This is a genomic window from Longitalea arenae, assembly GCF_016924755.1.
Taxonomy (GTDB): domain Bacteria; phylum Bacteroidota; class Bacteroidia; order Chitinophagales; family Chitinophagaceae; genus Niastella; species Niastella arenae.
The window spans coordinates 1-14,539 of record NZ_JAFFJX010000034.1 but is presented as its reverse complement, the minus strand read 5'-3'; the positions used below and the strand labels follow the sequence as shown (position 1 = coordinate 14,539).

The window sequence follows — 14,539 nt, the reverse complement described above, 5'->3', positions numbered from 1 at the left end:
TAAAGAATGCCTATGATATGTATATGAAGCTCGCCGACATCTTCCGTTACTGCACCTGTAAAGAGCAGGCGTTTAAACGATTGGCCTTATGGTTCAATGAGGTTGAAGATGCAGGAATTGAATCTTTCAGAACCGTGTACCGCTCCATTGAAACTCACTACGAAAGTATATTGAATTACTTTAATAACAGAAGTACCAACGCTTCTGCCGAATCCTTCAATGCAAAAATTAAAGCCTTTAGATCTTCTGCACGGGGAGTTCGAGACATTAATTTCTTCCTATTCAGACTCCAGAAAATCTATGCTTAACTACCTCATCCCCCAACAATTTGACTTGATCCCTTGATCCCACGCCGCCCTGGCGCACAACTACAATAATGTCAAAGAAAAAGGGCTGCTCTTGTTAGAACAGCCCTCTGTACATTTTCTTCTTTCGGAAGGTTGTACCGCGTACGGGATTCGAACCCGTATCACCACCGTGAAAGGGTGGTGTCCTAGCCCTTAGACGAACGCGGCTCGTTTTTGGGAGTGCAAAGATAGGGAGCACTTCTATTTCACCAAAAAAAAGTTCGAATTCTTTGAAAATATTTTTCGAAAACCTCGCCGCCCCTCAAAACACCCCCAAAAATAATCGATCTACGTTTACAAATCGGGTTTATACCGGGGCCACTCCCTTTGCGCCCGGCAATATTCCAAAATATCCTCCTTTGACTTTATTGTATCATCAACCCCCATCCAACACCATACATCCAGGATCTTGTTGTTTTCGAACTTAAACAGGATGGTCGGACAGTGAAGCGGCACGCCGCCTCGTTTATAAGCGATCAACAAATAGTGATCATTTAAGCCCATATACATCAACTGGCGGGTAGGTAAGGGCTCAGGTCCTGCTACGCTTGTTTCGTAATACGGACTGCCCGCATTGGCAATCGACCAGTCATAACCTGCCCAGCATTCGAATGCTTTTACGATGAAGTCAGGGATGTCTTCTACCCGGCTACATGTTTTCAGTGCCAGCGTGTCGATGGTCTCAATAAGCTTATGGCTGTGCTTGCTATTTGGCCTGTGAATAGATCGATAGGCAAATGAGCAGTTTCTTTTCTGTCCAAATACAAAAGTGGACGAAAATAAGAGTAGGATTAATGTAAGGGTACGCATATTTCCATTAACGAATGTTAGCGGATTTTCTTGTTGAAATGCGTTTTCTTTCGCTATGCTCCGTTTTGTTTCAAATTGTAAAATGTTCTTATTGAAAAGCCCCCTTATAAAGTAGGGTAATTGTTCGCATAAGTAAATGTCCGCTATTAAATTAGCTTGTTTATAGAGAAAAAGCGCGGCGACTTTCTCATGCAACCGTTTGATGCTTATTTTCCACACAAATTTCATAAACCCATTTACAACCAAAATTGTAACTTAGCCCCCGCAATTTTTAACTAACACAAAAATCCAGATCATGAGCACAGTCAAAGTGGCGATCAACGGTTTTGGTCGTATCGGCCGGTTGGTATACCGCCAGATTTATAAAATGGATGGCATCGATGTAGTAGCTATCAATGACCTCACTAGCCCTAAAGTTTTAGCCCACCTCCTGAAGTATGATAGCGCTCAGGGCCGTTTTGATGCTGAAGTAAAAAGCACCGATAACTCAATTATAGTAAATGGCGAAGAAGTAAAGATCTACGCACAAAAGAATCCTGCTGAAATTCCCTGGAAAGATCACAATGTTGATGTAGTACTGGAATGCACCGGTTTCTTTACCGATAAAGCAAAAGCAGAAGCTCACCTTGCTGCCGGCGCTAAAAGAGTAGTTATCTCCGCTCCTGCAACCGGCGATCTGAAAACCATCGTTTTCAATGTGAACCACTCTATACTCGATGGCACTGAAACAGTGATCAGCTGCGCCAGCTGTACCACTAACTGTCTGGCTCCGATGGCCCAGGTGCTCGATGAAAAATTTGGCATCGTGAACGGTCTCATGACCACTATTCACGCCTATACCAACGACCAGAACACCCAGGATGCGCCGCACCCCAAAGGTGACCTGCGTCGCGCCCGCGCTGCTGCCCAGAACATCGTTCCTAACAGTACAGGTGCTGCCAAAGCCATCGGCCTGGTATTGCCTAACCTGAAAGGCAAACTGGATGGGTCTGCTCAACGCGTACCTACCCTCACTGGCTCTTTGACAGAGGTTACCGCTGTATTAAGCAAGAAAGTAACCGTTGAAGAAGTGAACGCTGCCATGAAGTCTGCTTCCAACGAAAGCTTTGGTTATACTGAAGATGAGATCGTAAGCAGCGATATCATCGGTATCACCTATGGCTCTTTATACGATGCTACGCAAACCCGCGTACAAAATGTAGGCGACACTCAACTGGTTCGTACTGTTAGCTGGTATGATAACGAAATGAGCTATGTAAGCCAGCTCGTTCGTACCGTGAACTATTTTGCAAAACTGATCAATAAAGGCGCTGCAAAAGAAAAAGTAAAAGCTTAATTATAAAACTGCAGGATTAGTTTAGCTATATCCTGATCAACCACAAAGATGTTGAAAGCGGGTAACGCAAAGAAGTACTCTTGGTTCACCGTAGCTGTCAATACGCTTTGTGGTTGACTTTTTTAAAAACATCCTTCTCATGTCTACATTCAGCCAGTATAATTTCAAGGGTCAAAAAGCCCTGATCCGGGTTGATTTTAACGTTCCGCTTGACAAAAAAACATTTGAGATCACCGACGATACCCGCATTAAAGCGGCGGTGCCTACCATCAAAAAGATCCTGGGCGATGGTGGTAGTGTGATCCTGATGAGCCACCTGGGCCGTCCGAAAGAAGGGCCCGAAGAAAAATCTTCATTGAAACACCTGGTGAGCCATGTGTCGAAACTGACAGGTGTTAATGTGCTGTTTGCTGATGATTGTATTGGTAAAGATGCTATTGATAAAGCGGCTGCTTTAAAACCCGGCGAAGTATTGTTACTCGAAAACCTGCGCTTTTATAAAGAAGAAGAAAAAGGCGACGCTGGTTTTGCTGAAAAATTAAGCAAACTGGGCGATGTGTATGTGAACGACGCCTTCGGTACCGCTCACCGGGCCCATGCTTCTACGGCCGTTATTGCGCAGTTCTTCCCCGCTGGTAAGAAAATGTTCGGCTTGCTCATGGAAAGCGAAGTGAGCAGTGCCGAAAAAGTAATGCACAATGCCGAGAAACCTTTTACTGCTATCATTGGCGGCGCCAAAGTTTCCGATAAGATCCTCATCATCGAAAACCTGCTCGAAAGAGCAACCGATATCATCATCGGCGGTGGTATGGCCTATACCTTTGAAAAAGCACAGGGCGGCATTATTGGTAATTCCCTTTGCGAAGACGATCGCCTTGATGTTGCCCGTGAACTGCTGAAAAAAGCGGAAGCAAAAGGCGTATGCCTGCATTTCCCTTCCGATTCTGTGATCGCCGATAAGTTCGATGCCAATGCACTTACTTCCAATGCGCCCAGCAATAATATTCCGGAAGGCTGGATGGGCCTGGATATTGGTCCCAATGCCTGCGCCCAGTTCATCAATGTGATCAAACGCTCAAAAACCATTTTATGGAACGGCCCAATGGGCGTGTTTGAAATGGAGAAGTTTCAACATGGTACAAAAACCGTTGCAACGGCTGTGGCAGAAGCTACCCAGGACGGCGCATTCTCCCTCGTTGGAGGTGGCGATTCTGTAGCGGCTGTTAATCAGTTTGGCTATTCCGACCAGGTTAGCTACGTATCAACCGGTGGTGGCGCCATGCTCGAATTTTTTGAAGGAAAAGAACTGCCTGGTATCGCTGCAATTAAGAAATAATTCATAGTATTACATTGTGAATGCCACGTACCCGCAAAGTGCGTGGCATTCTTTTTTTAGCATGGCATTGTTCCCCGGCACATCTTGAAAACGGCCCACTACTGTAAAACCTGGAGTTTATGAAGAAATATTACCAGTTACTGCTCATTTGGGGTGTTATTATCGGTCTAACATCCTGTCAGAAAGAAGTTAATGAAAATGACATAACCAATCCCGGTAGTGGCCCTGTACCAGCAGATACCATTCCGAACAATCCAGGCAATAACACAGAGGTGGGCACGTGGAAATTTATGTCGGTTCAGGCCACCGGTTCCCAAACTGCAGAGTTCTCCGAAGCCGGCGTTCCGGTAAAAGCCGTTACGGCCACCAATTTTACTTCTGAGAAGAACAGCGGCACCATTACATTCGACAGTGCTAAAATGACGGCTACCAATGTAAGCCTCACAGTTATTACAACCGCGAAAACCCTGATCTATATGGCCGGCTTGCTGTACGACTCTTTGCAGGTGCCTATAAACGAAACGGTTTCGCCGCAGAGCGCTACTTCCTCCTACCGGAAAATAGGCGCCGACTCCCTGCATTTCCAGGATGGTGCTTTTCTCGATGCACTTACTGGCGGCTTGTTACCAAATGTGCCAACAGGCTGTAAAGTGGCTTTTGAAGGAACTAATATTATGAAATTAACCATTGTGTTCGATACCGTTACTACGCAGGACTACCAGGGCATTCCGGCTAAACTGACCATCCGCACCGTACTGGTCGCCACCTTACAGAAACAGTAAAAACGATCTTTACGTTTCTGCAACACCGCAAATAATATATTAGTCTGATTTCAATTGGAAAACTCTCATGGCTAAATAGTAATTTTGCCATGTATTTTTCTGCCCTGACCAAAACTAAATTAGACTTATGTGGAAATTAACCCCTTTCCTTCTCTTCGGTTGTATTGTATTGACAATGGTTTCCTGTGAAAAAGAGAAAAGCCTCGATACGCTGGGCCATCATCCCGGCACAGCTGGTGCCGGCAGTGAGATCGGCACCTGGACATTTCTCTCTATGAATGCTGTAACGAACGTTACCATTTCATATACAAGCGGTGCCGATAAAATAATGACCGTCACTACCAGCGATTATACTTCTACCGATAATGCCGGAACGATTACGTTTGATGGAAAGAACATCACAACTGCCGGTGTTACCTATGCTGTCGACGGCCTGGCCACAACAAAATTCTATACGAATAACGTACTGGAAAATACCTTTGAATTCCCTTTTGGAGGCATAATACCCGCCACCAATTCAACGGTCCCTTATCAAAAGATCGGCAGGGATTCATTACATTTTTCTTCGGACGTTCTTACGGGAATAGCCCCCAACGGCGCCCCTATAACGGTCCCCACCGGCTATAAGCTGAAATTTGAGGGCGACAAAATGATGATCACCATGGTGTATAACGATACGAAGCTGCAGGTGGTTTCAGGTATAACGCAAAGGTTCACCAGCCATGCAGTGACCACCGCTACCTTGCAGAAGCAGTAAGCGGTTGCAAAAATATAAACTGTGACAAAGCCCCGCCCTATTGGGGCTTTGTCAGTTTAACAACCGAACAGTGGCATCATTATTACTATCCTTTTTATTGTTGCAGTTTGCTTGGTAGAAGATTTTACCGGCTCATGTAACGAAAACCAAGCTGCCGCGACTAAAGATGAGCAGGTTCCTGCAATGCCCGGCCGGAGTATACGTTACAGGCGCATGGCGTGCGTTCGTCTTAACAGTTTGTGAATCAAAGGAATTGTAAGCAGTTTGTATCAAAAAATTGTACATTTATAAGACATAAAACTCTAAATTGATATGAAATCTCGTAATCTGATTATCATTGTTGTGCTGGCAGGAATTTTAATATTAGGTGGTTGCGGATGCAGTGGATATAACAGGATGGTAAGCCTCGATGAGAATGTAAAAACAAAGTGGAACAATGTGCAGAGCGATTATCAACGCCGTGCCGACCTCATCCCTAATTTGGTGAGTACAGTAAAAGGTGCCGCCAATTTTGAGCAGACAACCCTCACCAATGTTATTGAAGCAAGGGCCAAAGCAACTTCGGTAAATGTAAATGCCGATGATCTGTCACCCGAGAAAGTGCAGCAGTTTCAGCAGGCGCAAAGCCAGCTTGGTGGCGCATTAAGCAGGTTGCTGGTGGTTGCCGAACAGTACCCGCAATTGCAGGCCACCCAAAACTTTAAAGACCTGCAGGTGCAACTGGAAGGAACAGAAAATCGCATTAAGGTTTCCCGTAACGACTTCAACAGTTCCGTGCAGGAATATAACTCAGTGGTTCGCCGCTTCCCGAATAACCTGTTTGCCGGCATGTTCGGATTTAAAGTAAGACAGGGATTCACAGCCGAAGCTGGGTCAGAAAGAGCTCCTAAAGTAGAATTCTAAAAATACATCCATGGCATTTTTCCCCTTCTCCAAAAGGAAAGATTTCTTTTCGCCCGATGAGCAGAATCGCATCGTAAACGCCATTCGCGAAGCGGAACAGCAAACCAGTGGCGAGATCAGGGTATATACGGAAAGCCGCTGCCGCTTTGTGAATCCGCTCGACAGAGCAGCAGAACTTTTTTGGGGTCTGAAAATGGATCATACCAAAGACCGCAATGGCGTATTGATCTATGTTGCCATGAAAGATCACCAGTTTGCCATCCTGGCCGACCAGGGTATTCATGAAAAAGTGGGGCAGGCTTTTTGGGAGCAGGAAGTGGCGATCATGAAATCGCATTTTCTCAGCGCCCATCCGGCCGAGGCCATTGAAGCCGTGGTAACCGATGTAGGAAAAGCGTTAAAAACGCATTTTCCCTACGACCGGTCAAATGATAAAAATGAATTACCAGACGATATGGTGTTTGGAAAATAGAAAACGGGTTACAGGTTTCCGGGCGCTGGTTGCAGGTAAAGACTGGTTTTGGAACCGTGTAATCTGCAATTTGTAACCTGGAACTGTCAAATAGCTTTGACTGGCATTATTACAATTAGAAATGAAAATTAATCTGAAATTCCTTCTTGTACCGGCGTTATTACTTGTGTCGTGCCTGACGTCAGCACAAAATATTCCTACCCGACCGAATCCGCCCAGGCTGGTAAATGATTTTGCCGGCATCTTGTCGCCCGATGAAGAACAGCGGCTTGAACGGCAATTGGTAGCGTATGATGATAGTACCAGTAACCAGGTGGCCATTGTATTGCTCAATACGCTCGACGATTATCCCATTGAAGAATTTGCGTTAAGATTGTTTCGCGATTGGGGCATCGGGAATAAGAAGACCAATAACGGCGTGCTGATCTTAGCCGCTCTACAGGACCGCAAGATCCGCATAGAAGTAGGCTATGGCCTCGAAGGTGCAATTCCGGATATTACAGCCAATCACATCATTCAGGGCGATATAGCGCCCAATTTCCGGAGCAATGATTATTATGAAGGATTGTCCAAGGCAGCCAACTCGATCATCAAGGCAGCTGCGGGGGAGTATAAGGCGCCGGCCAATTATCGCAAGCGCAAAGGAGGCGGCAGCGCCTTCCCATTTGGAGCCTTGGTATTTATTATCATTCTCCTGGTGCTTTTTGGCGGCCGCAATCGCGGTGGCGGCGGTGGGTTTATGAGTCGCCGGGGTTCAGGCTGGTTGGGGCCCTTTATATTAGGTAATATGATGGGTCGCAGCAGTGGTGGAAGCAGTTGGGGCGGTGGCGGCGGAGGCTGGTCTGGCGGCGGCGGTGGTTTTGGCGGTTTCGGTGGCGGCAGCAGCGGTGGTGGTGGCGCCAGTGGAAGCTGGTAATGCAAGTGATTAACTCATTACATACCGTGTCACGGTTTACAACCGTGGCACGGTTACATCAAATAATCGGATGAAAACCGGAACCGCAAGTTTTAGCTCGAAAAAGTACACTGGCCTCATCGGGTTTTTTCTTGTCATCTCAGTGGTGTTTAACTCATTTTGCGCTTTCGCTCAAATAACGAAAGCTCCGTCCTTTGTAAGGCCATTGCCAGTACCGCATCGTGCGGTAAACGACTTCGCAAAGTTTGTGAACGAAAACGAGAAGGCCTTACTCGAGAAAGAGTTGGTAGCTTACCATACAAGAACCGGTAACGCCATTGTATTTATATCACTCGACTCTTTAACAGATCCGGCAACGAAAAAGCAATATACTATTGAAGAAGCGGCTCGCCTGTATTTCAACACCTGGGGAATTGGCGACAGCATTAAAAATAATGGGGTGCTGATAATGGCCAGCAAAAGCCCGCGGCGGGTACGGATAGAAGTGGGCAAAGGATTGGAGATTATTCTCACCAATGAGTTCTGCCAACAGATCATAGATGAAAAACTGGTCCCCAATTTTAAGCAGGGATCCTTCTTCGCAGGAATAAAAGAAGCGGTAGAAGCCATCGTGATTAAGCTCGACAGTACGCCAGGCAATAAAAAAGGCCACCTGTGACCAGGCAGCCTTTTTGTGAAAATTCTTACTCCTCTTTGGAGACCGGGTTTAAAACCCTTTCTTATCTCCCTCTATTTTCGAATTGATATAATCAATCTGTTCCTTTATCGGCGACTTGTCGGTAGCCGAAGTATTAGCTGCATTCTTTTTCATCACCACACCCTTCAGCAGGTTGTTTACATAGGGCGTTAAGCCATAAGCGGCCAGGGCATCGCGGAATTCGATCACTTCATCAACACCTTCTTTCACTTTCTTGGTGTCTTTTACCACACCCAGGAATTCGCAGAATGGTTGCAGCAGGTTGAATTTTGCCTGAGAAATGGGCATATCGCTAAATGCTTTGGCAATGATATCAAAACTGTTTTCATCACCTGATTTCACCAGGATGCTGGTCATGGTTTCAACCAGTTTGCCTTTGGCAGGATTTTTCGCCAGGCGTTTGGCTTCGGCAACAGCTGCAGCGCTGTCTAATTTAAACAGGGCATCCAGTGAGGTGCCAGCCACCGTGTATGATGAATCGTTTACTGATTTGGTGAAAAGCGATTTGTAGCTGCTGTTGTTGAATTGCGACAATGCCGCCAGCGCAGAAGCCCGTACGGTTGATTTGGCATCTTTTTGCGCGATCTCCGCCAGTACCGGTTCTGCCTGCTTTTTTACTGTTTCATTTTTCAGATCGAGCTTGGCAATGGCAAAAGAGCGTAAACCATGGTATTTATCTTTCAGCGCCAGTAACATCAGTTCCTGTGCTTTGGGATTGTCCTGGTTCTTGCTGGCAAAGTCTACGGCTTCCCGGCGGTCGAGGTATTGACCTGCATATTTATACTGGTGAATGAAGTTCTCCAGGGTTTTGTTATCTTTTTTCTCAGCCAGTAAGGTTTTTTGACCATCCACATTGACCAGGTCGGGCCGGCTGTTGTAGCTGAAGGTAAAGGTGTCCACCTTGTTGTCGATCCACACATTATGGCGAACTTTTTCTGCGCCATTATATATATCAACAGCAATTGGTAAAGTAAAGACTTTGTTACCGGCCTGGGTCTGTTGAACGATCACCTGTACTTTCTTGGCGTTATCGTCATATACATAATCGATGTTAAGCTTGGGATGACCTGCGCCAAAATACCATTGGTTCCAGAACCAGTTAAGGTCTTTGCCGGTCACTTCCTCAAAGGCCAGGCGCAGCTGGTGGGCTTCCGCTGATTTAAATTTATTGGTATTGAGATACAGGTTCAATGATTTAAAGAAAGCACTGTCGCCTACATAACTGCGCAGCATATGTAAGATGCGGCCGCCTTTGTTATAGCTAACGGCATCGAACATGGCTTCTTTATCATTATAATAAAAGCGAACCAGGTCTTTTTTCTCGCTCTGGCTTCCCAGATAACCCTGCATATCATTATAGTTCTGGGCATCACCCGCGTCTTTGCCGTATTTGTACTCATCCCACAGCGTTTCGCTGTAGTTGGCAAATGATTCATTCAGTGTCAGGTTGCTCCAGCTTTCGCAGGTTACCAGGTCGCCGAACCACTGATGAAAGAGTTCATGCGCTATGGTGCTTTCCCAGCTGTTGCCATCAACCAGTTCGCGGGCATCCTGCTGCGCGCTTTCCTGGTGCAGGGTGGCCGTGGTGTTTTCCATGGCGCCGCTTACATAGTCGCGGCCAACGATCTGCGAATATTTTACCCAGGGATATTCTACGCCCAGGATGCGCGAGAAAAAGCCCATCATTTCAGGCGTGTTGCCAAAGATCTTTTTAGCTACGGGGGCGTATTCTTTTTCTACGTAATAATTAACTTCTTTTCCCTTATACGTGTCTTTTACAATGCTGTATTCGCCAACGCCCATAAAGAACAGGTAGGGGGCATGCGGCAGTTCCATCTTCCAGTGGTCGGTACGGGTACCATCTGCATTTGTCTTTTGGGCCGCCAGTTTACCATTTGAAAGCGTTACATATTTTGCCGGAACCGTCATCAGGATCTCATTGGTGGTTTTCTGGTCGGGTTTGTCAATGGTAGGGCACCAGACGGAAGTCGCTTCGGTTTCACCCTGTGTCCAGATCTGGGTTGGTTTGTCTTTTTCTTCTCCCCTTGGATTAATGAAATAAAGGCCTTTGGCGTCAGTTATAGCCGCACTGCCCTGCACTTTCACCTCATCGGGTTTGGCGGTGTATTCAATATATACCGTGTATTTCTCACCGCCTTTATAAGATTTGTCGAGGTCGATATCCAGCTGCCAGCCATCGTATTTGTATTTAAGAGGTTGGGAAGAAGCTCCTTTTACGATGGCCACTTTGTGAATATCCATGCCTTTGGCATCAAGCCGCAGGGAATCGGTGGCATAAAAATGAGGGGCGAGGGTGATCCAGGCTTTTCCGTTCAGGTATGATTTACTGAAATCGAATTTTGCATCCAGTTTGGTATGAACCAGGTCATTGATACGGGGAGGGGTTTCCCGGTACACCTTCTTCCACGAAGTGTCCTGGGGCGCTTCCTCATGCTGTTGCGCCCATAAGCCGGGCAATATTCCCAGGGCTAGTATTACTGACAAAAGCTTCTTCATATTGAGAATTTAGAATTTAAGAGGTGTAAAGATAGGCGTGGGTGTGCTTAATAAATGTAAAAAATAGTATAAGTGGCTGTGGTAAAAAGGCAAATAACTAGATTTGCTTTTATGAACAATCCTTACCGCGTTATAAAAAGGTTTGCTTTTGTAACAGGGTTTTGTATAGTTTCATGTACAACAGCACTGGCACAGCAGACTACGTTTGTCTATTTGCAATCAGAAAATTTGCAACCTTTCTACGTGCAGATAGGGGATAAGGTGTATAGTTCTTCTACTGCAGGGCACCTGGTCATTTCCGGCCTCACCGACAAAACCTGTAATTTCGAGCTCGGCTTCCCACAGCAGGCTACCCGGCCTCAGCGGTTTTCCATTCCCCTGCATAATAAAGACCATGGTTATCAGCTCCAAAAAAGCGGTTCCCGGGGATGGGTCCTGTACGACTGGCAAACAGATGAACTTATTAAGCCGTTAAAAGAAGCGGGCAGCACCGCTTTGTATGGCGAACGCAAAAAAGACGACGCATTTGCCAATCTGATGGCGGCAGTGGTCAATGATTCAGCAGTACTTTATACTTCTATTGTCAAAAAAGAGAACCCTCCAGTGCCCGGTGTAGTTAATGCCGGTACCAAGGCGGAGGAGAAGCAGCCGGTAACCCAGGCCACCGAAAAGCAGGTTGACCTGGTTGATACCCCGGCCAGCGCGAAAAAGGCAGATATTGCTACCACTAGCGCTCCGGCTACGGTTGATTCGCCTGGTATAAAAACGGAGGTGGTTGCGCCAGATACGGCCAGCCAGCTGAGTAAGACCAGTACTGATGCTCCGGTGACCAAATACGATCCGCAGGAAAAAGCCCTGATCGGCACACGGGATACGGCCAGCCAGGCGGTTACGAAATATGATCCGCAGGAAAAGACCTTGGCCGATACCCGGGATACGGCCAGCCAGGCAGCGGTGACAAAATACGATCCGCAGGAAAAAGCCTTAAATGACATACCCGCTCAAAAAGGGGTTGCCAAAATACAGCAGCAAACCAAGGATGGGGAGACTAAAATGGTATTTGTAGATAGCAGTGAGTCGCCCGCCAAAGTAGTTACAGTGTATATCGAAGAAGAGAAAAAAGCGGCTGATGAGAAATTTGTTTCGCCCATACCAACATCGGCCAACGATACGCTCAAAGCCAATACGAACAAAAGTGAAGAAAGACCAGTGCAGCCGGCGAAAGATTCTGCAAAAACAACTGTACCTGCAGAGCCGATGAAAAAAGAAGAACCTGCTGTTAAGGAAAAAGAAAAACCTGCTTTGAATAAGGACGAAATTGCAGAGAAAATAAAGAGAGAGACCTGGGGTTCGGTTTCGGAGAAAAAATCGAATGCTACCGATACAGCGACGATCATCCTAGAGTCGCGGCAACTGAAAAAAGGCGGGGAGGGGCCAAAAGAAGAGTCGAAGACTGATGCCACGAAGCCAGTGAACCGTGACACAGCAATAAAATACCTGAAGCCTTCGGGTACCGGCGGCGAGGAAACGCCTAAGGCGGAACCGGTAAAACCTGCCCTTACTCAAGAGGACATCAAAAAAGCCGAAGAACCGGTGAAAACGCAGGCTAAAGTTGAACCGGAGACAAAACCAGCTGCTGAACCTGCAAAGAAGCCAGAAACCCCGACAGTTGCAGCAAAAGCTGTAGAAAATGAAAAGCCGAAGTCGGTTGAACCGGAAAAACAAGCGGAAACAGGAAGTAAGTTGGTGATGATCAACTCGGACTGTGTGAAGCTGGCCACGGATAACGATGTAGACAAAATGCGGGTGAAGCTGGTAGGGGAAAACGATTCGCAAAAGCGGCTGGCCTTGGCTAACAAATATTTCAAAACCATGTGTTTATACGCCCGCCATATAAAGGCTTTGTCGGAATTGTTCCCCGGTGATGAAGCCAAATATAAGTTCCTCGAAATGGCCTATCCTTTTGCGGCCGATACGGCCAATTTTAAAACCCTGCATGAGCTGTTAACAGAAGAAATGTATGTTACGAAGTTTAAAAAGCTGGTAAGGCTGCAGTAGGAACTTCGTAGTTTCTGACTTTGGGAGAGTGCCCGGTCGAACTTGCTCCGGGTTCATACCGGGTTATGTTTTGACTTTGTTCGGGAATTGTTCGGGTTTTGGCTATGAAACCCGGTGAACTCCCGAAGAGAATCCGAACATTCTCCAAACAAAGATGGGTCAAAACCCAGCTTGATACCGCCGGGTTACGGTTGCCAGCCTTTGATTGAATTCCCGCTTATGGTAGGGGGTAAATTGTAAATTGCAGCCGATGAACCGATATTTTTTGGAAGTGGGCTATCATGGCGCACGATATGCCGGCTCGCAGGTGCAGCAAAATGCGGTCACTGTGCAGGCGGAACTGGAAAAGGCCCTGAAGATCTATTTACGGCAACAGATAGCGCTTACCGGCTCTTCCCGAACCGATGCCGGGGTGCATGCAAAGCAGAATTTTTATCATTTCGATATTGCTGAACCTGTGAATCCCAGGGCGGTATATAATCTCAATGCCATATTACCGCCCGATGTGGTTATCCGGGGCTTTTGGCCGGTGCCGGCTACGGCCCATTGCCGTTTTGATGCCATAGCCCGTGAATATGAATACTTTATCTATGCTTTTAAGGATCCCTTCCTGGCCGACCGGGCCTGGTATTATCCTTACCCCCTTAATTTACAGGCGCTTGCGCAGGCCGCCATGGCCCTCAGGGAGTATGAGGACTTTACCTCTTTCTCAAAACGCAATTCGCAGGTTAAGACCTTTAAGTGTAAGATGCTGGTAAGTGAGTGGCGGCAGGAGCATGGGCTCACTGTTTTCAGGGTAAAAGGCAACCGGTTTTTAAGGGGTATGGTGCGGGGTTTAGTGGGTACTATGTTGCAGGTTGGAACGGGTAAAATAACGCTGAAGGAATTCAGGCAGATCATCGAGGCCAGGGATTGTACGAAAGCCGATTTTTCGGTGCCTGCGCATGGTTTGTTTTTACAACAAGTATGTTACCCCGATGATTATTTTTTGAATGTATAAATGGCAAGATCGGTTGAACGTGATAGTGATACTGAATGATGTAGGTGCGATAAACAATTTAATGATGGGTTTGTTCGGATATGATAGGCAATTGAAAAAATAATTTGGCTGGAAGGCTTGTTGGGCCTGGTTTTAACAAAATCGAAAAAAATAAGATCAAAAAATATTTGGTAAGAAGTTAAAGCGGCCTATCTTTGCCGCCCGCTTTACAAAAAAGCACAATTCACACAGTTCTTTGCATAAAAGTTTTATCGGCTGCAGAACATAATAAGCACAGAAAAGAGAGAGAAAAAAAGATAAAAAAAGTTTGGAAGAGAGAATGAAATCAGCTTATCTTTGCAGCCCGGTTGAAACGAAAAAAGCTCTTCTCATATTGCATCAAAATCGAGAGAAAATAAAGTGAAAAAAGTAAAAGAAAAATTTTGATGAAATGACTGAAACTCTTACCTTTGCAACCCCAATCAAAAACGGGATAGCGAAGAGAGAGAGAAGAAGGGAAGGGAAGAGAGGATGAGAGAAGCAGTTAGGGGCAAAGAAAACAAGTTAGGTAATACGTTAAGTGAGATAGGAAAGAGGTAAGAGAAAGATAACATACGATATTAAAAGAT

The 14,539-nt window shown here is 46.2% G+C and carries 13 protein-coding genes and 1 tRNA gene; 11 read left to right on the top strand and 3 right to left on the bottom strand.

All coding sequences use genetic code 11. The features are described 5' to 3' along the window. Positions 1-308: transposase (locus JT717_RS28150; protein ID WP_205514691.1), on the top strand; the 308-nt coding region annotated here is incomplete at its 5' end. 135 nt (positions 309-443) lie between these two features. Here the strand turns inward: JT717_RS28150 and JT717_RS28145 are convergent. After that, positions 444-515: transfer RNA gene (locus JT717_RS28145), tRNA-Glu, on the bottom strand. A gap of 126 nt (positions 516-641) precedes the next feature. Next, positions 642-1,157, bottom strand: coding sequence for a hypothetical protein (locus JT717_RS28140; RefSeq protein ID WP_205514690.1), 516 nt, complete (start codon positions 1,155-1,157; stop codon positions 642-644). 295 nt (positions 1,158-1,452) lie between these two features. Here JT717_RS28140 and gap point away from each other — a divergent pair, with 295 nt between their 5' ends. The 8 genes from gap (at position 1,453) to JT717_RS28100 (ending at position 8,317) form a co-directional block, all read left to right on the top strand. After that, on the top strand, positions 1,453-2,493 hold the full coding sequence (gene gap, locus JT717_RS28135; RefSeq protein ID WP_205514689.1) for a type I glyceraldehyde-3-phosphate dehydrogenase: 1,041 nt from the start codon (positions 1,453-1,455) through the stop codon (positions 2,491-2,493). Between the two features lie 139 nt (positions 2,494-2,632). Further along, positions 2,633-3,829, top strand: coding sequence for a phosphoglycerate kinase (locus JT717_RS28130; protein ID WP_205514688.1), 1,197 nt, complete (start codon positions 2,633-2,635; stop codon positions 3,827-3,829). A 119-nt stretch (positions 3,830-3,948) separates the two neighbouring features. Continuing rightward, on the top strand, positions 3,949-4,611 hold the full coding sequence (locus JT717_RS28125) for a hypothetical protein (RefSeq protein ID WP_205514687.1): 663 nt from the start codon (positions 3,949-3,951) through the stop codon (positions 4,609-4,611). Positions 4,612-4,738: 127 nt separating this feature from the next. Then, entirely contained in the window at positions 4,739-5,368 is a 630-nt protein-coding gene (locus tag JT717_RS28120; RefSeq protein WP_205514686.1) for a hypothetical protein, read from the top strand. Between the two features lie 312 nt (positions 5,369-5,680). Next, positions 5,681-6,271: a LemA family protein gene (locus JT717_RS28115; protein ID WP_205514685.1), complete on the top strand. Its 591-nt coding sequence runs from the start codon at positions 5,681-5,683 to the stop codon at positions 6,269-6,271. A gap of 10 nt (positions 6,272-6,281) precedes the next feature. Beyond that, positions 6,282-6,743 (top strand): TPM domain-containing protein, encoded by a 462-nt coding sequence (locus JT717_RS28110; protein WP_205514684.1) that lies wholly within the window; start codon positions 6,282-6,284, stop codon positions 6,741-6,743. 121 nt (positions 6,744-6,864) lie between these two features. Further along, positions 6,865-7,659 (top strand): TPM domain-containing protein, encoded by a 795-nt coding sequence (locus JT717_RS28105; protein WP_205514683.1) that lies wholly within the window; start codon positions 6,865-6,867, stop codon positions 7,657-7,659. A gap of 70 nt (positions 7,660-7,729) precedes the next feature. Next, positions 7,730-8,317: a TPM domain-containing protein gene (locus JT717_RS28100; RefSeq protein WP_240348467.1), complete on the top strand. Its 588-nt coding sequence runs from the start codon at positions 7,730-7,732 to the stop codon at positions 8,315-8,317. A gap of 48 nt (positions 8,318-8,365) precedes the next feature. Here JT717_RS28100 and JT717_RS28095 read toward each other — a convergent pair whose 3' ends face one another. Continuing rightward, positions 8,366-10,873, bottom strand: coding sequence for a M1 family metallopeptidase (locus tag JT717_RS28095; protein WP_205514681.1), 2,508 nt, complete (start codon positions 10,871-10,873; stop codon positions 8,366-8,368). A gap of 228 nt (positions 10,874-11,101) precedes the next feature. Between JT717_RS28095 and JT717_RS28090 the strand changes: the two genes are divergently transcribed. Together JT717_RS28090 and truA are read left to right on the top strand one after the other, a co-directional pair. Then, positions 11,102-12,931: a DUF4476 domain-containing protein gene (locus JT717_RS28090; RefSeq protein ID WP_205514680.1), complete on the top strand. Its 1,830-nt coding sequence runs from the start codon at positions 11,102-11,104 to the stop codon at positions 12,929-12,931. Between the two features lie 250 nt (positions 12,932-13,181). Further along, entirely contained in the window at positions 13,182-13,931 is a 750-nt protein-coding gene (gene truA / locus JT717_RS28085; RefSeq protein WP_205514679.1) for a tRNA pseudouridine(38-40) synthase TruA, read from the top strand. The last annotated feature ends 608 nt before the right edge of the window (positions 13,932-14,539 follow it).